General features: G+C 68.0%; 17 protein-coding genes and 1 tRNA gene. 11 read left to right on the top strand and 7 right to left on the bottom strand.

The features are described from left to right. The first annotated feature begins 82 nt into the window (after nt 1–82). From IE302_RS42395 to IE302_RS42385, 3 genes are all read left to right on the top strand, one after another. Nucleotides 83–1,939, top strand: a complete 1,857-nt coding sequence (locus IE302_RS42395; RefSeq protein ID WP_229908367.1) for a serine/threonine-protein kinase — start codon at nt 83–85, stop codon at nt 1,937–1,939. Between the two features lie 9 nt (nt 1,940–1,948). Further along, nucleotides 1,949–3,793, top strand: a complete 1,845-nt coding sequence (locus IE302_RS42390; protein ID WP_191260120.1) for a serine/threonine-protein kinase — start codon at nt 1,949–1,951, stop codon at nt 3,791–3,793. A gap of 567 nt (nt 3,794–4,360) precedes the next feature. After that, nucleotides 4,361–6,091, top strand: coding sequence for a DUF4209 domain-containing protein (locus IE302_RS42385; RefSeq protein ID WP_191260119.1), 1,731 nt, complete (start codon nt 4,361–4,363; stop codon nt 6,089–6,091). A gap of 289 nt (nt 6,092–6,380) precedes the next feature. On the opposite strand, the gene IE302_RS42380 is transcribed toward IE302_RS42385, so the two are convergent. After that, a tRNA-Asn gene (locus IE302_RS42380) sits at nt 6,381–6,453 on the bottom strand. 113 nt (nt 6,454–6,566) lie between these two features. Between IE302_RS42380 and IE302_RS42375 the strand changes: the two genes are divergently transcribed. Further along, nucleotides 6,567–6,797, top strand: a complete 231-nt coding sequence (locus IE302_RS42375; protein WP_228688334.1) for a hypothetical protein — start codon at nt 6,567–6,569, stop codon at nt 6,795–6,797. A gap of 81 nt (nt 6,798–6,878) precedes the next feature. Here IE302_RS42375 and IE302_RS42370 read toward each other — a convergent pair whose 3' ends face one another. From IE302_RS42370 to dnaG, 3 genes are read right to left on the bottom strand one after another with little or no spacing between them, the layout of a single operon-like run. After that, on the bottom strand, nt 6,879–7,643 hold the full coding sequence (locus IE302_RS42370) for a trans-aconitate 2-methyltransferase (protein ID WP_191260118.1): 765 nt from the start codon (nt 7,641–7,643) through the stop codon (nt 6,879–6,881). Between the two features lie 33 nt (nt 7,644–7,676). After that, the gene (locus tag IE302_RS42365) at nt 7,677–8,189 is read right to left on the bottom strand and encodes a hypothetical protein (RefSeq protein ID WP_191260117.1); all 513 of its coding nucleotides are present in this window, start codon (nt 8,187–8,189) and stop codon (nt 7,677–7,679) included. A gap of 2 nt (nt 8,190–8,191) precedes the next feature. Beyond that, entirely contained in the window at nt 8,192–10,090 is a 1,899-nt protein-coding gene (dnaG, locus tag IE302_RS42360; RefSeq protein ID WP_505606747.1) for a DNA primase, read from the bottom strand. Between the two features lie 51 nt (nt 10,091–10,141). Between dnaG and IE302_RS42355 the strand changes: the two genes are divergently transcribed. Then, the gene (locus IE302_RS42355; RefSeq protein ID WP_191260115.1) at nt 10,142–11,080 is read left to right on the top strand and encodes a sigma-70 family RNA polymerase sigma factor; all 939 of its coding nucleotides are present in this window, start codon (nt 10,142–10,144) and stop codon (nt 11,078–11,080) included. Between the two features lie 70 nt (nt 11,081–11,150). Here the strand turns inward: IE302_RS42355 and IE302_RS42350 are convergent, their stop codons facing one another. After that, a complete protein-coding gene (locus tag IE302_RS42350) occupies nt 11,151–11,717 on the bottom strand; it encodes a carboxymuconolactone decarboxylase family protein (protein ID WP_191260128.1) in 567 nt (188 codons plus the stop codon). 361 nt (nt 11,718–12,078) lie between these two features. Between IE302_RS42350 and IE302_RS42345 the strand changes: the two genes are divergently transcribed. Genes IE302_RS42345 through IE302_RS42320 form a run of 6 tightly spaced genes read left to right on the top strand, consistent with a single transcriptional unit; the run spans nt 12,079 to nt 19,234 of the window. Beyond that, a complete protein-coding gene (locus IE302_RS42345; RefSeq protein WP_191260114.1) occupies nt 12,079–13,593 on the top strand; it encodes an NAD(P)-binding domain-containing protein in 1,515 nt (504 codons plus the stop codon). Further along, complete coding sequence (locus IE302_RS42340; RefSeq protein WP_229908360.1) at nt 13,590–14,663, top strand: alpha-hydroxy acid oxidase; 1,074 nt, start codon at nt 13,590–13,592, stop codon at nt 14,661–14,663. Before IE302_RS42345 ends, IE302_RS42340 begins: the two co-directional genes overlap by 4 nt. Beyond that, entirely contained in the window at nt 14,654–15,940 is a 1,287-nt protein-coding gene (locus IE302_RS42335; RefSeq protein WP_191260113.1) for a cytochrome P450, read from the top strand. Before IE302_RS42340 ends, IE302_RS42335 begins: the two co-directional genes overlap by 10 nt. Next, nucleotides 15,937–17,010: a DUF6282 family protein gene (locus IE302_RS42330; protein WP_191260112.1), complete on the top strand. Its 1,074-nt coding sequence runs from the start codon at nt 15,937–15,939 to the stop codon at nt 17,008–17,010. Before IE302_RS42335 ends, IE302_RS42330 begins: the two co-directional genes overlap by 4 nt. Continuing rightward, complete coding sequence (locus IE302_RS42325) at nt 17,010–18,347, top strand: aldehyde dehydrogenase family protein (protein WP_191260111.1); 1,338 nt, start codon at nt 17,010–17,012, stop codon at nt 18,345–18,347. The genes IE302_RS42330 and IE302_RS42325 overlap by 1 nt, the downstream gene beginning before the upstream one ends. Then, nucleotides 18,344–19,234 (top strand): hypothetical protein, encoded by an 891-nt coding sequence (locus IE302_RS42320; RefSeq protein ID WP_191260110.1) that lies wholly within the window; start codon nt 18,344–18,346, stop codon nt 19,232–19,234. Before IE302_RS42325 ends, IE302_RS42320 begins: the two co-directional genes overlap by 4 nt. A 78-nt stretch (nt 19,235–19,312) precedes the next feature. Here the strand turns inward: IE302_RS42320 and IE302_RS42315 are convergent, their stop codons facing one another. Next, nucleotides 19,313–21,115, bottom strand: coding sequence for a glycosyl transferase (locus IE302_RS42315; protein ID WP_191260109.1), 1,803 nt, complete (start codon nt 21,113–21,115; stop codon nt 19,313–19,315). Between the two features lie 9 nt (nt 21,116–21,124). Then, the gene (locus IE302_RS42310) at nt 21,125–22,201 is read right to left on the bottom strand and encodes a serpin family protein (protein ID WP_191260108.1); all 1,077 of its coding nucleotides are present in this window, start codon (nt 22,199–22,201) and stop codon (nt 21,125–21,127) included. Nucleotides 22,202–22,435 lie beyond the last annotated feature (234 nt).

Raw genomic sequence — 22,435 nt, 5'->3', positions numbered from 1 at the left:
GACGAACGCGCCGTGCCTTTTCATGATTGTCGCAGATGAGCGAGTCGACTTTTGTATCATCGCTCTCTATCGAGGGGGCGTCGTGAGATCTCTGAACGCTGGTGAACCCACCGAAGTGGGTCGTCATCGGGTGTTCGCCGTGCTCGGCCAGGGTGGAATGGGCCGGGTGCTGCTGGGCCGTTCGCCCGACGGTCGGCTGGTCGCCGTCAAACAGGTACATCCGGGCTTCGCCCACGACGTCGGTTTCCGTGAGCGGTTCCGCCGAGAGGTCGCTGCTTCGAGGATGGTGTCCGGCGCCTTCACGGCCGCGGTGATGGACGCCGATCCCGACGCGCCGACGCCCTGGCTGGCGTCGATGTTCGTACCGGGTCCCTCGCTCTCGGAGGCGGTGGCGGCCGGTGGGCCGTTGCCGCCGTCTTCGCTGCGGTACCTGGCCGCCGGGCTGGCGCTGGCGCTCGGAGAAATCCACCGTGCCGGGCTGGTCCACCGCGATCTCAAGCCCGGTAACGTCATTCTCACCGGAGACGGTCCGCGGGTGATCGACTTCGGCATCGCCCGTGCCATCGAGGGCGACTCCGAACTCACCCATACCGGCGCGATCATCGGCTCGCCCGGGTTCATGTCGCCGGAACAGGCACGCGGACAGGAGATCGGCCACGCGAGCGACCTGTTCTCCTTCGGGTCCCTGCTGGTGATGGCCGCGACCGGGCAGGGCCCGTTCACCGGATCGTCCACTCCGCACACCCTCTACAACGTCGTGCACACCCAGCCCGATCTGAGCCGGGTGCCGGAGGACCTGCGCCGGGTCGTCGAACCCTGTCTGGCGAAGAGTCCCGGCGACCGGCCGGACTCGACCTGGGTACTGCGTCAGCTCGGCCCCATCGCGCCGGCGGCCGACCCGTGGCCGCCGCCGGTGCCCCAGCTGATCGACGCGCAGCAGGCCGAGGTGCGGGAACTGCTGAACCCGCCCACGCCGAAGCGCTCCCGACGCGGGCTCTACACCGCCTTGGCCGCGGCCGCGGCGGTGCTGGTGGTCGTCTCCGTCGTCGTGGCGGTGAAACTGCTGCAACGGCCCGAACCAGCACCCACGGCCGCGGCGGCCCCGCCACCCGGAACGGCGGTGACCACGCCGGTCAACCCGGATCCGCTCGGTCCGGACAACCTGCGCCGGGTCGACCTGTGCAAGGTGCTGGCAGGCTGGGAAGCGCCCGTGCTCGGTGCTCTGGCGGCGACCTCGCCCGGGCGAAGACTGGACTGCCTTTACGGTGCCCTGAACCTCGATATCGGCCCCAGGTTGCTCGAGGGGATTCCGGCCGGGGAGTTGGAAGGGCTGCCGATGTACACCAGCACCTTCGGCAATTCGTGCGCGGCCGCCGTTCCGGTCGCCAGTCTCCAGAACATCGTGCTCCTCACCGAGATCCGCGGCTCTCTCTCCTCGGACGAGAAGTGCACGGTGGCGAAGGCCGGACTCGGCGAGGCGGTGCGGCGGATCCGCGCGGGTGGTCACGGACGCGACATGGCCCCCAAGTCGCTGATCGGGCTGGACCCCTGCACGCTGCTTTACCCCGAAAGGGTCGCCCGGTTGATCGGCCCCGTGCGGGCCACCGCCCCCGAGGATCTGCACCAGTGCGTCTACCACGGCGACGGCACTTTCCGTCTGACCGTGGAGCAGGGGTATCCGCCGCACGGACCGGAGCAGGCCGATGCCGGTGGCGTCGTGCCGGTGAAGGTCGGCGGTACGACGGTGTACCGCGACGAGCATCCACCGCAGGGGCCTCCGGCCTGCGTCCTGACTTGGCAGCACCGGGCGATGAGCGAGCGCCTCGGTGAGAACGTCAAGGTGACGTATGAGCGTGAGAGCGGCAAGACCATGCAACAGGCCTGTGCCAAGGCCGAGGAGATCGTCAGTGCGCTGCTCACGACGTTGCCGAAACCCTAGGACCAGCCTGTGAAACCGCTACGTACCGGTGAATCCCGGCAGGTCGGCCCCCACCGGATCATCGCCGAACTCGGCGAAGGGGGAATGGGCAGGGTCGTACTCGGACTCGCCCCCGACGGCCGGCTCGTGGCCGTCAAACAGATCCATGCCGAATTCGCCCACGACCCCGGCTTCCGGGAACGTTTCCGCCGTGAGATCGCCGCCTCACGCCTGGTCTCCGGCGCCTACACCGCCGCCGTCACGGACGCCGACCACGAAGCCGAATCCCCTTGGCTCGCGTCGATTTTCGTCGCCGGACCCGATCTGCGCACGGCCGTGGACGCGACCGGGCCGCTCCCCGTGGAAGCCGTTCGCCGACTCGCCTCCGGACTCGCCACCGCACTCACGGACATTCACCGTGCCGGTCTGATCCATCGCGATCTCAAGCCCAGCAACGTCATCCTCTCCGGCGACGGGCTCCGCGTCATCGACTTCGGCATCGCCCGTGCCGCCGAAGAAGCGCAAAACCTCACCCACACGGGTGCCATCATCGGCTCACCGGCGTTCATGTCGCCCGAACAAGCCGGAGGCGGCCGGATCACCCCGGCCACCGACATGTTCTCCCTCGGTTCCATCCTGGTCATGGCGTCCACCGGACGTGGTCCCTTCAGCGGCGCGTCGGCACCACAGACACTCTACGACGTGGTCCACACCGAACCCGATCTTTCCGCCGTACCAATAGAAATCCGGCGAATCGCCGAACCGTGCCTTGCCAAGGATCCGGCCCGGCGACCCACCCCCGGACAGCTACTGGACTTCCTCGGTCCTGTTCCGCCGGACACCGCACCCTGGCCCGAGGCCGTGCACGCCCGCATCCGGCATCAAGAAGCCGAAGTACGTTCGTTGCTCTCGTTACCGATCCCCGCGTGGCAGGCACCCCCGAAACCCTTGCCGGTAAGGAAAAGCCGACCGGGATTGCCGATCACCGTGGCACTGGTGGCGGTCGCGGCCCTGATCGGCACCCTGATCTTCGTCATCCAGGCGATCACCTCACCACGGGATCCTGGCACCGCGGCCATGCCGGTAGCGGAGGCGCTGACCCTGGACCGGCTCCGCCGCGTCGACGCGTGCACGGTGCTCGACGGCCGGTACTCCGAGGAGCTCGGCTCGCTGGAGCCGGACTCGAACCCGATGTCACCGGACAGGTGTACCTACAAGGGGCCCAACGGCTTCTATATCGATCTCCGGCTCGGGGAACCCGTGGTCAACGGCGGCATCGGCACGACGAACCGTACCGCCGAAGGACTACCGCTGTTACGCGCCTCCTTCAGCGGGGGCTGCCACTCGCTGATTCCGGTCACCGACGCGCCACAGCTTTACGTGATGCTCTACAACGACACGAGCGTGGGCGACAAATGCGCGGTCGCGGACAGCGCGCTCACCATCGTGCTCGCCCGCCTGCGCACCCACGAAATCGATCGTCAGGACGACGCGGCCGGGGTACTCCCCCTCGACCCTTGCGCCCTCCCCGACCCCACCGTAGTCACCCAAACCATGACCGACGTCCGGGCGGTCACCGCCGGCCTGCGGAACTGCCGATGGCAGCGAGAAGACGAACAACTCGACGTGAGAGTCCAGCGGAGCCTGTACATCGACGACGACAACGGAGCCCCCGTCGAACTCGGCAACGGAGTCACCGGTTACGTAACCGGTGACTCCGAGTCCACCTGTCAGCTCTCCTGGCCGCACCGCACCCTCCCGGACGGTGACGCCGAGTACATTTCCGTGTGGCTGCAGGGCTACAGCGGTGAACGGGCTTGCGAGCGGGTACGCACCGTCGCCGGCTCCGTGCTGAACCGGCTTCCGAAGCGCTAGCGGCTCGCACCCCTCATCAGAACGTGGCATGCCGGACGGGTGAATGTTCCTCACCTCGAACGATGAGCGAGTCCCGAGCGCCACGCCCGTGACGCTCGGCGTTTCGAACGTGGCGCGGACCTCGCCGGAGGCCGTTGGCCACCGTCGCACTACTAGTGCTGAAATCCCGCGGTTCTCTTTCGCGCGATAGTCAACAAGCGCGGTGGCAACGTCACTGGCCGCGACCACAACAGTTCGACTCTCACACCAATTTTCCTGGAGCAATCCTGGAGCACGCCGTCGGTTACAACAGCGCCCAACGACACCGGACCGCATCAAACAGAGCACAACTGCGCCAGCCGACCAGCGGGTTCTCGATCACCGCAGGTCAGCGCCTTGGCCGAACCTGACTGGCAGTGAGGGGGCCAGACGTCGCTCGCGACGAGCCACATCGCGGTGAGCACGACGCGAATGCAGTCATGCAGGAAGGACAACGAGAGTCAGGAGACCTGACTCAAGCGCCAGAAAGCCGATGTGGGACCGGATAATGCCGCGATGTATCAGGCCCACGAGGAGTAGCATCCGCCGATGGCCAGCACGATAGAGGAAGGACCGGAATTCGATCTTTCCCCGGCGAGAATCGCGGAACTCGCCGCGCTTACGGACGCCGCTGCCGCGGACGCGACGCATGGTTGGTACGAAGTTTCGTCTACGCTTGCGGGCGAGCGAGAAGCCGCGGACGTCGACGCCATCGCGGTTGCTTTCGACTACCGCCTGCAGGACCGCGTCGACGAGAACAGCAACCCCGTGTTCCACGCCGCGCACCTGAAGCCCCTGACGGAGATACCGACAGGCGTCGCGGACCTGTGGGCGAATGTGGTAGGTGTCACCAGGTCGTGGCCGGTTCGCACGCGCCTGCACGATCTTCTCTTTGTACTTGGCAGGAATCCCAAGCACGGGCACGCTGAGCAGGCATGCCGGGGATACGTGGAGCTGGGCGCTGGAAGCGGGGATTCGCTGTTCCGCGCACGCGCTCTGACCCGCGCGCTCGACATCGCCCGGCAGATGAACCGCAACGACCTTGCCGACGAGGTGGTGAAGCAGATCATCGCCAATGTCCGTGAGTGCCTCGACGGTGCTGAATGGCAGCCTGGTGTGTCGCTGCGTCTGATCGGTCGTCTCGTGGAGGAGAAGAGCCTGCCGGCGGGTGTCGACGATCTGCTGGCGGCTGCGCGAGCACGCTACGCCAGCGTCCCCGACATCGAGGTCGACGCGGCCATGTTGCAGCGAAGCCTCGCAAAGGGCGAAAAGACCGCACTGGAACGGATCGACCGTGAAATCGTCGAGATCTGGATCAGGTCCGCGGAGGCGTCGACCGGGCTTCGGAAGCAGGACCATCTCACCAAAGCGGTCGACTACGCCAGGGACCACGGGCAAACCGAGCTGCTCGCCGCGGCCACCACCGCTCTGCAGTCGATCGGCATCGAAGACCTGGATATGCAGACTTTCAGTGTCCCCGTCGAGATTTCCGACAAGGTGCGCAGGGAGTGGATCAGCTACTTCACGCAGGAGGTTGACTGGCGCGTATGTCTCGCGCGCTTCTCGAACGGCGAGCAGGGAACACCGCCAACCGGCCGGATCGACGAGAACCGCGCTCAGGTGGAGACCCTCAAGAAGGACGCCCCGCTGTACTCGATGATTCCGCACTCGAAGATCGGCGGCGACGGGCTTCCTCGGTGGAAGCCACAGAACGAAGACGACCAAGAAGAGCAGCGCCTGTCCGATGCAGAAATCTTCAGGATGCAGCTGCGCGCGCCGCTGTTCGCCTGGGCGTTGCACGAGATCGGGGTCGTCCACCACCCGATCCGCGGAGAAGTCGAGGAGTTCTTCGCGGAACGGACCTACCTGCCTCCGGACATGCCCCGCGTGTTGGCGGACGCGTTGACCAGGTACTGGCGCCAAGACTACGAGGCCTGCGCCTACCTCCTCACACCGAAGATCGAGACGATGCTTCGCACCCTCGCCAGGGCTATTGACGAACCGGTCTACTTGACCCAGCGGAAGAACACCCCGGGAAAGTACGTCGGCCTCGGGACCCTGCTCTCGACGCTCGGCAAGCACGGCCTCGATGAGTCCTGGAGCAGGTACCTCTCCACGCTGCTAGCAGGCCCGACGGGAACGAACCTACGGAACGAACTGGCACATGGGTTCGTCGACGAGGTTTCCGCGCCAACCGCCGCGCTGCTGGTCCAGGCGGCACTCTACGTCGCCGGCCTCGTCCCGCATCCGGACGAGCAGCGGGCGCCGGAGGCTGAATAAGCACAGTTGCGGGAGCGCAGTGCCTCAGCCCGAAGACATTCCCTCACTTAGGTGCTGGCTGTCCGTGTCCAAAGACGGTGTAGCCGGTTCACTTAAGCAGGCAGACCGCAGCCAGCAATCGGTCAAGGGTTTCAGAACTACTACGTCGCTGGTTTGACACGCCGTAGACATCCTGCACACGCACGGTCGACACCGTGGCGCAGGCCTTGGACGATCGTCAAAATCTACACTAAATCGCCCCTAGTACCCCAGACACGAAGAAGCCCAGGCCATCAGGCCTGGGCTTGAGCTCCCCCGCTTGGACTCGAACCAAGAACCCTCCGGTTAACAGCCGAATGCTCTGCCAGTTGAGCTACAGGGGATTGTGCTCCGCACCAGCCGGATCGCTCCGACCGATGAGAGAACTTTAGCCCATGCCCTCCGGCGGCCGCGCACCCACCCCCCGGTTTCGGTGTCACCTCGTCAAGCTCGCGTTTTGAGGGACAATGACAGCCGGAGCAAGATCGAACGGGAGGCGTGGACTCGGATGAAGATGTTCCTGCTGGGTGCGGCCGCGGGCTACGTATTGGGCGCGAAGGCCGGCCGGGGACGGTACGAGCAGATCGTGCGGACGTACCGCAAGGTCGCTGACCACCCCATGGTGCAGGGCGCCGCCGGGGTCGCTCGCGCCAAGGTCGGTGAGAGGTTCGGGCGGCCTCAGCGCTGACCCCGCTCAAAGACGAGCCGAAGGGGCCCTTCACCGCGTACAACGCGGTGAAGGGCCCCTTCGTTGCACCCGTTGAACCCTTCAGCCCACGACGGCGACCACGAACACGCGCCGGAACTCGAACCAGGTGGTGCCGTCGGGGCGCGGTGGGTAGGCCTTGTCCAGCTCACGGGCGATCTGCGCGCGGAAGTGGTCCCAATCGGCTCCGGGGAGGGCTTCCTTGACCGGCCTCAGCGAGGTGCCGGTGATCCATTCGAGCACGGCGTCCTCCCCGGCCAGCCGCTGCAGATACGTCGTCTCCCAGGCGTCGACCACGCATCCTGCGTCGGCGAGCAGGTTCCCGTAGCCGAGCGGGCTGTCGACGGCCTCGTTCTCCCGCAGGACGACGTCGACGAGGCGCGCGGCCCATTCCTTGGTGCGCGCGAGGGCACGGACCAGGGCGTGCGACGGCGCGTCGAAGTTGCCGGGGACCTGGAACGCGAGCGTCGCCCCGGACGGCAGGAGGTCCACCCAGCGGCGAAGCAGGACGCGGTGTTCCGGGACCCACTGGAGCACGGCGTTCGAGATGACGACGTCGGTGTCCGGTGCGGGCACCCAGTCGTTGACGTCGAGCACTCGCGCGTCGACACCGCGCGAGCGGGCGGCCTCGACCATTTCGGGTGAACTGTCACCGGCCTCGATGATCGCGTCCGGCCAGCGTTCCGCCAGCTCGGCGGTCAGGTTTCCGGGACCGCAGCCGAGGTCGACGACCCGGCGGGGCTTCTCGGCCGCTATCCGCCCGGTGAGGTCGTAGAACGGCCGGGCCCGCAGGTCGGCGTAGTCGAGGTACTTGACCGGATCCCACATGGCGCCTCCCAGCGATACAGTACGAGCGTACTGCTAGCCGTGCGGCTTGGCCACCTTCTCCGCGGCTTCCTCGGCGATCGCCTTGATCACGTCGACGTCGGTGCCCGGATCGGGCCGTACCTGCAGCACCGTGCCGTCCTGACCGGGCACCTTGCGCTCGACGAACCACGCTCCCCCGGTTTCGAGGTCCTTGCGGTGCCGTCCCCGGACCGAGCCGTCGACCCGCTGCCGCAGCAGGATCGGGACCTTGCCCGGCCGGGGAAGCTTGAACCGGACCGGCGTCCTGTCGGCCAGCAGCACGGCCTTGCCCGCGGTCCCGGCCTCTTCGGACTCGGTCAGGGTGAGCACGCCGTCGGCCCACGCGGCCTTGCCGACCAGATGCCAGCCGACGCGACGCGGTCCCGGGATCCACAGTCCCAGCGGTGTGACCAGCAGATATCCGCCGCCCTCGACCGCCGCGCTCCCGACGACGTGTTCGCCGTCGTCCAGCGTGCCGTCGAAATCCGCCGGGACACGGTCACCCAGCAGGTGACGCAGCCAGCCCATGCTCAGTCCAATCCGCCGATGGCCTGTTCCTTCAGCGCCTTCCGGTACTGCTCCAGCGCGACGAGGTCGCCGAACAGCGCGCGGTAGTCGTCCGGCGCCTCGACCGGGGAAAGCCGCTGGAGCTTCGACTTGATCTCGTTGATCTGGCGGCCGACCAGGCTTTCCTGCACCGCCGCGAGCTGCGCGGAGATGTAGCGCGAGTCGACCTCGCCCTTGGCGCGCAATGGTTCCACCGAAAGCTCGCTGAGCACCCGCCGCACCGTCCCCTGCGGACAGTGCGGGGCGGCCGCGTCGAGCAGGGCGGGCCCGGTCAGCCCGGAGCCCGCTCCCCCGGCGGACAGCAACGCCTTGTGGATGGCGATGTAAACCGGATGGGTGAACGCGTCCTCGGGGAGCGCGTCGTATTCCGCCCCGGCGAGCATCGGCTGCTGCAGCGCCGCTTTGAGCGCCTCACGCTGCGCGATGAACCGCGGATCGCCGGGCGCGGGCCTCGGCAGGTCCTCCTCGGCGGTCGCGGTGGCCGCCGGAGCGGGCCGCCGGGTCTCGACGGTGGCGGTGCGCTTCGCCGCGGCCCCCGCGCTGCCGCGGACCCGGTTCACCACCTGCGCCGCGTCCTGCCAGCCGACCCACCAGGCGAGTTTCGACGCGTAGCCGTCACGGCTGGCGCGGTCCTTGATCCCGGCGACCATCGGCACGGTCTTCTGCAGCGCCGCGACCTGACCGTCGACGGAGTCGAGGTCGAAGGCCTTCAGCATGCTCTTGATCGCGAACTCGAACAGCGGGATCCGCCGCGCGACCAGGTCGCGCACCGCGGTGTCGCCCTTGGCGAGCCGCAGTTCGCAGGGGTCCATGCCGTCGGGGGCGACCGCGATGTAGGTCTGCCCGGCGAAGGTCTGGTCGCCCTCGAAGGCCTTCAACGCCGCCTTCTGACCGGCTTCGTCACCGTCGAAGGTGAAGATCACTTCGCCGCGGAAGGCGTCGTCGTCCATCATCAGCCGCCGGAGGACCTTCATGTGGTCCTCGCCGAACGCCGTCCCCGACGACGCGACGGCCGTCGGGACCCCGGCGGCGTGCATCGCCATCACGTCGGTGTAGCCCTCGACCACGACGACCTGGTGCCGCTTCGCGATCTCGCGTTTGGCCAGGTCGAGGCCGAACATCACCTGCGACTTCTTGTAGATCGGCGATTCCGCGGTGTTCAGGTACTTCGCCGAGACGCGGTCGTCGTCGTACAGGCGTCGCGCGCCGAACCCGACGACCTCGTTGCCGACGTCGCGGATGGGCCAGAGCAGGCGCCGGTTGAACCGGTCCATCGGCCCGCGCTGCCCTTCCTTGGCCAGTCCGGCCGTGAGCAGTTCCTTGACCTCGAACCCGCGGTTGAGCAGATGTTTGGTGAGCTTGTCCCAGCCCGCCGGGGCGTACCCGCAGCCGAACGTCTGCGCGGCGGCGGCGTCGAAACCCCGTTCGGACAGGAAGTCCCGCGCCGCGCGCGCGTCCGGGGTGAGCAGCTGCTCGGCGTAGAACTCCTGGGCCGCGCGGTGCGCTTCGATCAACCGGGCGCGGGTGCCGCGATCGCGCTGGACGCTTCCGCCGCCGCCTTCGTAGGTCAGCCGGAAACCCGCGCGGTCCGCGAGCCGCTCCACGGCCTCCACGAACGAGATCAGGTCCATCTTCTGGATGAACTTGATCACGTCACCGCCCTCACCACAGCCGAAGCAGTGGAAGGTGCCGTGGGTGGGGCGCACATTGAACGACGGGGTCTTCTCGTTGTGGAACGGGCAAAGCCCCTTCAGGCTGCCGCCGCCGGCGCTGCGCAGCGCCACGTAATCACCGATGACCTCGTCGATCCGGTTGCGCTCGCGCACCTCCGCGATGTCGCTCTCCCGAATCCGTCCTGCCACGCTCATCACTCTAGGCCGTGCTCGCGGAGCGCTGTGCGGCACACTCGGGGAATGAGTACCGCCCTGGACGAACTCGCCGGGAACTTCGCCGCGTTGCGCCCCCATCTCGTGTCGGTCGCGTACCGGCTCACCGGCACGCTGTCCGACGCCGAGGACGCGGTCCAGGAGTCGTGGCTGCGGCTGAGCGGCCTCGACGAGCGGCGCCGCTCGGCCATCGAGGACCACAAGGGCTGGCTGACCACCGTCGTCAGCCGGATCTGCCTCGACCGGTTGCGCTCGGCGGTCGTGCGCCGCGAGCGGTACGTCGGCGAATGGCTGCCCGAGCCGGTGCTCGGCCCGCTGGGCACACCGGCGTCGGAGGACCCGCTGACCATCGCCGTCCGCGACGACGGGATGCGGATGGCGGCGATGGTGGTCCTCGACCGGCTGACCGCCGAGCAGCGCGTCGCGTTCGTCCTGCACGACGCGTTTTCAGTGCCGTTCGGCGAGATCGCCGAGATCCTGGGCTGCACCGTCGAGGCCGCGCGCCAGCACGGTTCCCGCGGTCGCCGCGCGGTCGCCGACGCCGATCCGCCGCCCCGGACCGCGCTCGCCGAACAGCAGCAGATCATCGAGAAGTTCATGACCGCGATGCTCACCGGCGACATCCAGGCGGTGGCCGAGGTGCTGCATCCGGACGTCGTCCTCGTCGGCGACGGCGGCGGCAAGGCGCGCACGGCGGTGCACACGGTCGCCGGGTTCGACAAGGTCACCCGGCTGTTCCAGGGGCTCATGCGGCTGTACGACCCGGCCGGGATCGGGCAGGCGAGGCTCGCGCTGGTCAACGGCGACCTCGGTGTCTACATCCCGCCGCAGGCCGCTTCGGAGCGGTACCGGGCGCTCGACGAGCACGTCAACGCCTTCGTCATCCGCGACGGGAAGATCGTGGAGATCTACGACGTGGCGAATCCGGACAAGCTCACCACCGCGCGGACCCGCGTCGGTTCCTGACCGCGTTTAGTCCTCTGAATGCGCTCTGAGCGCATTCAGAGGACTAAACGCGGGAGGTCGGAACACGAGGTCAGGGAAGCGGGATCTTGCAGGCGTCGCCCGAGGTGAAGCCCTGGGCGGTGATGTCGAGCGCGCTGTTCATCCGGGCACGCATGTTCTCGAGCCCGATCTGGTAGGTCAGCTCGATGACGCCCTTGCGGCCGAACTCGCGTTCCAGCTCCGCGACCTGGTCGTCGGTGACGGTCACCGGGCTCGCGGTCATCGCGTCGGCATACGCGAGCGCGAGCCGTTCCTGCGCGGTGAAGGCGGGCGACTTCGCGTAGTCGTCGATGTTCTTAAGCCGTTCGATGTCGAGCCCCTCGTGCAGTTGCAGCATGGTCCCGAAATCGATGCACCACGAGCAGCCGAGCTGGGTCGCGACGCGGTACACGGCCAGCTCGCGCACGTTCGACGGCAGCGTCTTGCTGGCCTTCTCCGCCAGCATCTCGTGCACGCCGTTCGCCCGCAGCAGCGCCGGGTGGTGCGCGTAGACGGCCATCGGCTCGGGTACGGCACCGAAGCGCTTCCCGGCGAACTTGTAGATGAGCTTCAGCAGGAAGCCGGCTTCGGCGGTCTTGACGGCGGGAACGCGCGGCATGGTGTCCTCCTCGTACGGGGTTGCGATCACCAGGTGGACGAGACGGCGGACGCGGACGTGACAGCCGCTCCCCGGTGACGTGAGCCACAGGCCTTTCCGATCACGGAGCGAGATCGGGAATAGATGGATCGGCCCAATCCGATTCCCGGGGAACGGGACGAAATGCGGAACTTACTGTCGGTATGCTGTCGAACCTACTTTGGTCATCGCCCGCCCGGGTAGGTGACGATTAGCCTTTTCGCCGGAACCCCCATTCGATCATCGAAGGTACGCTGACGATCAGCAACCCCCTCGAAGAACCGGTGCCACCACACCGGTTTATTCGGCGATCCCTCCGCTCTCTCCCCACCGGAGGAAACACATGGACTACCTCGTCATCGGCGCGGGCCCGGCGGGCCTGCAACTCGGACATTTCCTCCAGCGGGCCGGAAGAGATCATGTCGTGCTGGAAGCGGAAGACGCACCGGGCTCGTACTTCCGCACATTTCCGCGGCACCGGAAACTGATCTCGATCAACAAACCGCACACCGGCTGGACCGATCCCGAACTGAATCTCCGGATGGACTGGAATTCGCTGCTGTCCGATGATCCGGACCTGCGGTTCACCCGGTACACCGAGGAGTACTTCCCACCGGCGGACCTGCTGGTCGACTACTTCGCCGACTACGCGGCGAAAACGGGCGTCCAGGTCGAATACGGGACAAGGGTGACCTCGATCGACCGGGACACCGAATTCCGGGTCGCCACCGACCTCGGCCGGACCTACTCGGCGAAACGGATCATCGTCGCGACCGGGCTCGCCCGCCCGTTCATCCCCGCCATCCCCGGAATCGAAACGACGGAATCGTACAACGAGGTTTCGGTCGATCCCCGGGATTTCACCGATCAACGAGTGCTGATCCTCGGCAAGGGGAACTCGGCGTTCGAAACCGCCGACAATCTCGTCGCGAACGCGGCGTTGATCCACGTTCTCGGCCCCGAGTCGCTCAGGTTCGCCTGGCGCACGCATTTCTCAGGCGATCTGCGCGCGGTGAACAACAACTTCCTCGACACCTACCAGTTGAAATCGCAGAACCTGGTCCTCGACGCCACCGTCGAAAAGATCGAGCTCCGCGACGCGGAATACCACGTGACCCTCCGTTATTCCCGCAGGCCGAAGACCGTGACGCTGGTCTACGACCGGGTCGTCACCTGCACCGGCTTCCGGATGGACACCGGGATCTTCACCGACCGGGTGAGACCGCGGCTGACGGTGAACGACCGGTTCGCCGAACTGACCCCGGCCTGGGAATCGGCGACCGTGCCCGGCCTGTACTTCGCGGGCACGCTGACCCAGGTCCTCGACCGCCGCAAGTTCACCAGCAGCGTCCTGCACGGGTTCCGCTACGGCGTCCGCGCGCTGCACCACGTGCTCGAACAGCGTTACGAGGGTGCCGAGTGGCCGGGCGAGGACCTGCCCGCCGATCCGGACGTCGTGGCGGGCGCGATCCTGGCGCGGGTGAACCGCAGTTCGGGGCTGTGGAACCAGTTCGGCTTCCTCGCCGACGTGCTGGTGCTGAACGACGACGGCACGTCCCGGCTGCTGGAGGAGATGCCGGTCGGGCTCGCCCTCGCGGAACGGCCCGGCGCGCATTTCGTCACGGTCACCCTGGAATACGGCTCGGGCTATCCCGAGATCGACCCCTTCGACGTCACCGCCGGACGGGCCTGGGAGGACGACCCCGCGACCGAGTCGCTCTACATGCATCCCGTGCTGCGCCGGTACCGCGACGGCGAGCTCGTCGAGACACGGCATCTGCCCGAGGACGTCGCCAACGACTGGACGGGCGAGGCCGAGTACCGCGCCCCGGTCCGCGAAACGGTGGCCGTCCGGTGACCAGGCCGGTCAATCTCCGCGAGGTCGAGCAGGCCGCCCGTGCCGTGCTCGACAAGGTCCGCGACGACTACTTCGCCGGCGGCGCTCAGGACGAGGTCACCGTCCGGGGCAACGAATCCGCGTTCGAACGCCTGGCGCTCGTCCCCCGGGTCCTGACCGGCGCGGGTGAGCCGTCGCCGGAAGTGACCGTCCTGGGCGAACGCGCGTCGATGCCGGTCCTGCTGGCGCCGACGGCGTTCCACGAGCTCGCGCATCCCGAGGGCGAACGCGCCACCGCCCGTGCCGCGGCCGCCGCGGGCACGATCCTGATCTCGGCGATGCTCTCGACGGTCTCCATCGAGGACATCGCCGCCGAAGCCCGCAAGGTGTCCTCGGAGCACGAACCGCCGATCTGGTTCCAGCTCTACCTGCAGCCCGACCTGGGTTTCACCGAGGCGATCGTCCGGCGGGCGGAGGCGGCGGGCTGCCGCGCGCTGGTGGTCACCGCCGACTCCCCCGCGCTCGGCAGGCACGAACGCAACGACCGCAACGACTTCCACGACCTCCCGCCCGGGATGAAGTGCCCGAACCTGGCCGAACAGGCGGGCGAGGTCCGCAACGTCGTGCTCTCGCCCGAGATCTCGTGGCGGCACCTCGAATGGCTGCGCGAGACGACGTCGCTGCCGATCCTGCTCAAAGGCGTGCTCCATCCCGACGACGCCCGGCTCGCCGCCGACCACGGAGCCGCCGGCGTGATCGTGTCCAACCACGGCGGGCGGCAGCTCGACACCACCCCGCCGTCGATCCGGCTGCTCCCCCGGATCGCCGACGCCGTCGAAGGGCGCGTCCCGGTCCTGCTCGACGGCGGTGTCCGCCGCGGCACCGACGTCGTCAAGGCACTCGCCCTCGGCGCGCGGGCGGTGGCGATCGGCCGCCCGGTCGTCTGGGGTCTCGCCTACGACGGGGAAGCCGGTGTCACGAAGGTGCTGGACCTGCTGCGCCGGGAGATCGTCAACGCGCTGACCTTGTGCGGGTACGCCGACCCGGCCGCCGTCCGCCGCGATCTGGTGGAGGAGGTGTCATGGCGCTGACCGCGCTCCGCAACTGGGTCTTCGCCAAGGTCAACGGCCAGGAGGCGGTGCCGATCCCCGGCGAAACCGTCGGGATCGAGCATTTCCGCGACGTCTACGCGCATCCGAACGCCGACGGCCGCAGCGAGGGCGCCGCCCTGTCCGACCTCTTCTGGTACTGGCTGGCCCCGGGACCCCAAGTCCACCAAGAACATCTCGAACCCGGCGAACGCTACGACGAGGTCGCCCGCACCACCCGGCGCATCCTCGCGCGGCCGCACGCCGAGAGCGCCGAACGCGCCACGCGGGCGGCGGAACGGGTGCTCGGCGAGAAACCGGAGCGCGTCCGGCTGGTCCGCCTACGCGACGAGATGATGCCGATCTGGGCGGAGTTCTACTACGAGCTCGTGTTCGGCGAACCGTGTCCGCGGGTGGCGCGGGACCTGATCGTGGCCAACGCGACCGACGTCGTCACCGCGCTGAAATGCCTGGGGCTGCGGCATATGAACCGGAGGACGGCACTCACCCGGTATCTGACGGAGAAACTGCGCGAGCGGCCGTTGCCGCTGCCTCAACGGCTTTCCCCGGAAGAACAGGTCCTGTATCTGCAGGGCACCTTCTTCAACACCGCCGTCGTGCAGACCTCGGAGGCGATGACCCATCTGCTGCTGGCCATCGCGCGGCATCCGGAAGTGCAGGCACGCCTGCGTGCCGAACCCGGCGACGGCTACCTCGACCGCGTCCTGTCCGAATCCTTCCGCCGGTACCCGCTGTTCGGGATCGCGCACCGGATCAGTTCGGGCGAGATCACCGTCGACGAGCACACGACGCTGCCCGCCGGTTCGGTGCTGTGCTTCAACTACGCGGATTTCCACGCGACCGGGTTCACCGATCCGGAGCTGTTCGACCCGGACCGCTGGGAGCACCGGAGCGCCTCGCGGGCGAACCACATCCCGTTCGGCGTCACCGCGAACCGTCCTTGTCCCGCCAAGGGAATGGTGCCGCCGACGATGCGCGCGGTCGCGAAGACCGTGCTGTCGCGGTACTTCCTGAGTTCCACGACGACGCACGTCCGCTCGATCCCCAACCGGGGCCCGTGCGTGCTGCGGCCGGTGGACGATCCCGGTTCGGATCGGCGGCTGCTGCGGTATCTCCGCGTGCGCGACCGCGCCGGTGAGGTCCGGCGCGACGTGGTCCAGCTGGTGCTCGGCACCTACATGGTGCTCGACGCGCGCCGGAAACGGCTTGCCCAAAGGTATTTCGCGACCCACGACGCCGAAGGACGGGTAAGAAGATGAACGACGCGGCTGAACTGGACGACGAGAAGGAATACCTGGCCGAGGCGAAGCTGCGGCGGCGGAACAACGCCCCGCACGACCGGTTCCTGTCCTCCTACCGGGCCCGGATGGGCTACCGCGGCGACGTCCTCGTACCGCCCGCGGTGTTCGGTGTCGAGGGCGCGGTCGACATCCACTGCCACGGTCACGAAGGCCAGCAGGACGGCCTGTCGATCGCGAAACTCGCGTCCGCCAGCGGCGTGAAAGGCCTGCTGTTCAAGAGCATCGTCTGGCGGGCCCGCACCGACGTCGACGGTCCCGCCGGTGTGGTCCGCGAGGTCGAAGGCGAACTGCGCAAGTGGTGCGACGAGGCCGGCGTGCCGCCGACGCGGCTGTGGTCCGGCTGGATCACCACCGACACCATGGGCCTGTCCATCCCGGAGCAGGCGCGCAAGCAGCTGGCCGACGGCGTCTCGGCGGTGTGGATGCCGGTGTTCCGCAGCGCCAACACCTTGAGCAAGGTCGGCGGCATGAGCGGCTGGTGGGGCGAGGAACCCAGCGTGTGGACCGATCCGCTGCCGTGGGACAAGGCGCTGCGCGTCGGGACGTACACCCTCGACGAGCACGGGAAACTCAAACCCGAGTACCGCGAGGTGTTCAAGATGGTCGCGGACCACGACGTGATGATCTCGTTCGCGCACGCCACCCACCCCGAGCTCTGGGAGATGGCCGAACAGGTCCGCGACCTGGGCATCACGAAGGCGGTCATCGACCATCCGTTCAGCCCCTTCATCGATCTCTCGCTGGAGCAGATGCGGGAACTCACGTCCGCAGGCATCTTCATGAACTTCACCTACGACGAGATCTCGCCGCTGCTCGGCGTCGACCCGGCCGAGATGTGCCGGACCATCCAGGCGCTCGGCACCGAGTACGTCACCTTGTCCAGCGACGCCGGGGAACCGCTGTTCCCCAACACGGTCGAGGCGCTGCGGCTGCTGCGCGCGCATATGGAGGCCTTCGGGCTCACCAAGGAGGAGGTCCACACGACGAGTTCGGTGAACCCGTCCAAACTGCTCGACGCGGAGGACTGATGCTCGCCGTCGAGGATCCCGCGACCGGGCAGCGGATCACGGCCGTCCCGGACGCCGGACCGGCCGATGTCGACAAAGCGGTACGCGCCGCCGTCGACGCCTGGCCGGCGTGGCGGGTCACGGACCGGCACGCGGCGCTGGCGTCGTGCGCCGCCGTCGTCGAGGAGGCCGCGCCCGTGCTGGCCCCTGTGCTGACCGAGGAGCAGGGCAAGCCGCTCCGGGAAGCCGAAGCCGAGTTCACCAGGGCTGCGGCACGGTTCCGGTACTTCGCCGGGCTGAGGATCGAACCCCGGATCCTCGGCCGGACCGAGGTGCACCGGCGTCCGTTGGGCCCGGTCGCCGCGATCACGCCGTGGAACTTCCCGGTGCAGCTGGCCGTCGCGAAACTCGCGCCGGCGTTCGCCGCGGGGAACACGGTGGTGCTCAAACCGTCGCCGCACACCCCGCTCACCACCCTGCACCTGGGCCGGATGCTGGTGGAGGTGCTGCCGCCGGGCGTGCTGACCGTGCTCACCGGACAGGACCCCCTCGGCGAGCGGCTGGTCACGCATCCCGGGATCCGGAAGATCAACTTCACCGGTTCCGTCGCCACCGGGAAGCGCGTGGCCGCCGCGGCCGCGCCCGATCTGAAACGCCTGACGCTGGAGCTGGGCGGCAACGATCCCGCGATCGTCCTTCCCGGCACCGATCCGGCCGTCGTCGCGGAAAGGCTGTTCTGGAGCGCTTTCGCCAACTGCGGGCAGATCTGCATGGCGGTCAAACGGATCTACGCCGTCGGGTCCGCGTACGACGGCGTCGTCGAGGCGCTGGCGGCCTTGGCGGCGAAGGCCGTGGTGGGCGACGGGCGGACGCCCGGAACGCAGATCGGCCCGGTGAACAACCGGGCGCAGTACGACCGCGTCATCGGTCTCACCGAGGAAGCCCGCGCAGGCGGTGCGCGGATCGTCACCGGCGGGCGGCTCGACGGACCCGGGTACTTCTTCGCCCCGGCGATCCTCGCCGGGGCGCACGACGGCATGCGCGTGGTGAGCGAGGAGCAGTTCGGCCCGGTGCTGCCGATCGTGCGATGCTCCACAGTGGACGAAGCCGTCGGGCTCGCGAACGCCACGACGTTCGGCCTGTGCGGATCGGTGTGGGGCACCGACGAGGAGCACGCCGCCGTCGTCGCGACGCGGCTCGAATGCGGGACGGTCTGGGTCAACGAGCATCTGGCCATGTCCCTCGACGAGCCGTTCGCGGGCTCGAAATGGAGCGGGCTCGGCGTTTCCGGTGGCACCTGGGGTATCGACGGCAACACGGAACCGTTCGTCGTGCACCGCCCGGCAGGTGCGCGATGACCGCACTCGAAACCGAGGTGAACCGGCGGCGCGTGGTGCTCGTCAGCGCGCTCGCGGGGTTCTTGCTGACCACCGTGTGGTCCGCGCAGTTCGTCGACACGGTGATCGGCGGCGGCGTCACCGAAGCCGTGCTGGGCAAACCCGCGCAGTCGCCGATCGACGGGGTCGTCACGGGAGTGGTGTACGCGTTCGTGTCCGGTCTCGCGGGGACGTTCACCGGCTGCAACGTCGCGGTTTTCGGGGCCATGTCACCGATGCTGGGCTCCGATGGCAGCCGCTGGGCGCGACTCCGCGCGACGCTCGCCCCGCTGCGGCTGCTGGCCGCCGGGATGATCGCCGTGTCCGCGCTCTACGGCGTCGTCGTCAGCCTGGTGGGCACGAAGATGCCGCAGTTCACCGGCGATCAGGCGCCGCTGGGCGAGCTGACCGCGCGCAACGTCCAGTCGATGGTGGTGTTCGGGCTGATCGGGGTTTCGCTGACGTACCTGGGACTCGCGCAGCTCGGGTACGTCCGCGATCCGTTCTCGGCGCGAGCGCGCACGGTGTTCCTGGGCGCGCTGATCGGCGCGTTCCTGATCGGCCGTCCGTGGGTGCTGTTCCGGCAGATCTTCCGCGACGCGGCGGAAAGCGGGAACCCGCTCTACGGTGCGGCGGCGTTCACGCTGCAATCGGTGGGGAACATCCTGGTGATGGCGATCCTGCTGATCCTGGTCAACGTCGCCGGCGGCGGGCTGGCGCGCTGGCTCGCGGCGAAACAAGGACGGATCGTGGCGGTGACCGCGGGCGCGCTGATCTTCACCGGCGTGTTCACGCTGTTCTACTGGAACGTGCGGATGCTCCAGTTCCGCGGCATCCTGCCGTGGTATCCGCTCGCCCCCTGGACCTGACCCCTGCGCATTTCGTCCTCTGAATGCGGTAATTCCGCGGGGCAAGGACCGCGTTCAGAGGACGAAATGCCCGAGAGATCAGGGGGTGATGGTCCGGACGTCCCAGACCCAGACGCCGTCGACGAACTCGGCGGGCTTGCGCAGCAGCAGATCCACGGTGGCCCGGAAGGCGTCCTGGTGTTCGCGCGGGATCAGCACGAGGACGTCGGCGTTCCAGTACCGCAGATCCTCCAGCGCCTGCACCCGCTGCGACTCGGTGATCGTGGCGGGCACGCCGGTCTGCTTGATCTGGTCGAAGATGATCGACGTCGGCCGCTGGATGGCGCCATAACGGCCGCGTTTGTCATCCGGGCCGCTCGGGCCGACGAAGTAGCCCTCCGGCATCGAATAGCCGAGACCCGCGTCGATCTGCCAGTGCAACGGCTCGGATTCGCCGGAACTCGGCAACGGCACGGGCACCACGGTCCCGCCGGGCGCGACGTAGGACCGCCAGGTGCCGTCGGCGAGGAACTTCGGCGTCGGCGGCCGTTCCTTCACGATCAGCTGGGTCGGTGCGATCGGCAGCAGGACCGCGATCACGACGCCGATCCACACCAGCCGCAACGGGAATCGCCGCTCCCCCGGCACTTCCGGCAGCTTCGACGCGACCGCGTAGACGCGCTCCGTCGCCAAGGCCAGCAGCGCGCCGATCAGCGGGATACAGCCCATCGCGAGCCGGGATTCCAGCAGCGATTCGAACAACGGCAGTTCCGACAGGAGCTTCCACGGCCCCGGGATCCCGGTTTCCTCGTGCACCACCACGAGTTGCACACCGAGCGAGAGCCAGGCCATCACGAACATCGAGATCGCCAGCGCCCGCGCGAACGCCTCGCGCCACAGCCAGACGGTGATGACCACCATCAGCACGATCAGCGGCCAGCCGAAGAAGGCGTTCTCCTCGGTGCGGTTCATCGACACGTCCGCCGCGGCCTGCGGCTGCCCGGCGACCGACTGCGTCGCGAACCGGGTGAAGGCGGCGGTGTCGTTCCCGACGGGACCGTGTTCGATCGCCTGATAACTCTGCGGACCGAAGAACTGCCACCACAGCGGGTACGCGCACAGCACGAGCGCCACGAGGACACCCAGGCCCACACCGATCCCGAGCGGTTTCGCCATCGGCCGGAACTCGCGGTGGTTCGTCGCGAAATAGGCGATGGCGAAGATCGCGAACGCCATCGCGAAGATCAGCAGCGGTTCTTCGCCGAGGAAGATCTGATACGCCGCCAGCAGCCCCAGGAAGATCCCGTTGCGGACCGGGCGTTCGCCGCGGGCGATCTTGAAGATCAGCAGCGCGATGAACGGCAGGACGAACCACGCGACGAAGTTCGGATGCGCGTTGCCGTGCGAGATCATCGGCGGGGCGAACCCGACGAACGCGCCGCCGATGGCCGCGCCGACCCGGTGCGTGACCAGATGCCGCGAGAAGACCCAGTACCAGGCCGCCGCCGTGCCGGCGAGACCGCCGGTGAGCGCGATGGCCCAGGTGAGCGTCGGGCCGAAGGTGAGCGTGATCGGCGAAAGCGGGATGCCGATGCCGAGCATGGCCGTGTTGGCCATCAGGTTCACGCCGAGCGGGTGGTTCTGGAAGTGCGAACTGAGCGGATTCCTCAGATGCAGCACGTTGTCCGCGGTGACGGAGAAGAACCACTCCCACAGGTTCTGGTCCGACGCGCTGTTCCAGAGATAACCCTCTTCGAGGTCCAGCCAAAGCCCGTTGTAGAGCAGGAAGGCGAACAGCACGAAGGCACCCATGATGGCGGCGTCGGCGGCCGCGAACTTGCGGGGTCTCGTGGGAGTGTCGTCGGCCTCCACGTCCACTGCCTCAGCCTGGAAAAGACTCACTGACCGTCCTCACGGCTCGACAACGCGGGCGAGAAAGTAGATCACACCCGTCGAGGCATGCCTCACGAGCAGCAGGAACGGGCGGTCGACGGTGACCTCGAGCGGTTCCTCGACCATGATCGACGTCAGCCGCATCAGCACCGCCGTCGCGGCGGCGCCTTCGAGGCCCTGTTCGTCGATGCGGAGCACGGACTGGTGGAGAACGTCGGACACTTCGAGCCGGTCGTCGTCGGCGAGCCCGGTGAGATCGGCGTCGGCGGTGAACATCGTCCGCACGCCGAGTTCCTTCAGCTTCGCCGTCAGCGGGCTGTCGATGTCCAGGTCCAGTTTCGGCAGTGACAGGGCGAGTGTCTTGGACCGCGTGTTCTCCAGCAGTCCCGCCAGCTTGCCCGCGTCGAGCTCGGCGTCGTCGAGGTCGCCGTCCGGCAGCAGGATGATCGCCTCCACCCCGCCCTCGGCACCGAGGCGGACGACCTGCCAGCCGTCCTCGTGGGTGTGGTCGAGCTGTTTTTCGAGCCACATCGTCGGCACCGTACGGGTGCCGGACGGCGCGTGGAAGTCCGCGGGCGCGGTGTTGTCACGCGAGAACGGATTGTGCCAGGCGGTTTTGAGATACAGCGCGTTGACGATCGCCGCGACGGTGTCCGGCGCGACCGTCCCCGGCTTGAGCAGTTCGGGGATCAGTTCGCGGGTGGCCTCGGCGACGTCGGCGTTGATCAGCCGCCGCGCGCCCTCCGGATCGTCGCCGAACGGGGCGCTCTCGACCTTGCCGCCCGGCCACGTGGCGAGTTCCGCGCGAAAGGACTCTTCGAGCGGGAGCCCGTCCCAGGCCCAGAGCGTGTTCGCGACCGCGAGTTCGGGGCCGTCGTCGAGCAGCGACGAGGCCTTGCCCAGCAGGTCGGCGAGCTCGTCCGGGTCGCCGAGCAGCGCGATCAGTTCTTCTCTGGTCTTCCCCTTGGCGGCCTGCGTCACCAGGCCGAGCGCGCTCGCGATCGAGTACGGCGAGAAGCACGCGTTCTCCGCACGGCTCGCCAGCACCCGATAGAGGTCCAGACCAAACCGGAGGTGGCTTTCGACAGCGCCCATGCCGCAGACCGTACCGTGGACCGGCCCGTCCGTCTCCTGTCCGAAAGTTCCTCTTTGGGCGAGCCGGGTGATCGTGAGTGGCGATTCGGGTTCTTAGGTACCCACTGAGTGCGGTGGCAGGTGGTCGCTGGTACATGAAGGCCCCCTTCCTCTTGGGTTCTAGCGGTGGTTGCAACACCTGAGTTGTTCAGGGGTTGTGTGTTGTTCGAGATCCGCAGGGACAGGTCGCCTCAG

It is taken from the genome of Amycolatopsis oliviviridis, from assembly GCF_014654365.1.
GTDB classification, from domain to species: Bacteria; Actinomycetota; Actinomycetes; order Mycobacteriales; family Pseudonocardiaceae; genus Amycolatopsis; species Amycolatopsis oliviviridis.
The sequence above is the reverse complement of the archived record's forward strand: the minus strand, read 5'-3'. Positions and strand labels throughout refer to the sequence as shown.

Coding starts and splice junctions, on each gene's coding strand:
- IE302_RS42325 (WP_191260111.1), top strand. CDS start 17,010: ATGCTCGCCGTCGAGGATCCCGCGACCGGGCAGCGGATCACGGCCGTC.
- IE302_RS42330 (WP_191260112.1), top strand. CDS start 15,937: ATGAACGACGCGGCTGAACTGGACGACGAGAAGGAATACCTGGCCGAG.
- IE302_RS42370 (WP_191260118.1), bottom strand. CDS start 7,643: ATGTGGGATCCGGTCAAGTACCTCGACTACGCCGACCTGCGGGCCCGG.
- IE302_RS42385 (WP_191260119.1), top strand. CDS start 4,361: ATGGCCAGCACGATAGAGGAAGGACCGGAATTCGATCTTTCCCCGGCG.
- IE302_RS42345 (WP_191260114.1), top strand. CDS start 12,079: ATGGACTACCTCGTCATCGGCGCGGGCCCGGCGGGCCTGCAACTCGGA.
- IE302_RS42310 (WP_191260108.1), bottom strand. CDS start 22,201: ATGGGCGCTGTCGAAAGCCACCTCCGGTTTGGTCTGGACCTCTATCGG.
- IE302_RS42355 (WP_191260115.1), top strand. CDS start 10,142: ATGAGTACCGCCCTGGACGAACTCGCCGGGAACTTCGCCGCGTTGCGC.
- IE302_RS42335 (WP_191260113.1), top strand. CDS start 14,654: ATGGCGCTGACCGCGCTCCGCAACTGGGTCTTCGCCAAGGTCAACGGC.
- IE302_RS42350 (WP_191260128.1), bottom strand. CDS start 11,717: ATGCCGCGCGTTCCCGCCGTCAAGACCGCCGAAGCCGGCTTCCTGCTG.
- IE302_RS42365 (WP_191260117.1), bottom strand. CDS start 8,189: ATGGGCTGGCTGCGTCACCTGCTGGGTGACCGTGTCCCGGCGGATTTC.
- IE302_RS42320 (WP_191260110.1), top strand. CDS start 18,344: ATGACCGCACTCGAAACCGAGGTGAACCGGCGGCGCGTGGTGCTCGTC.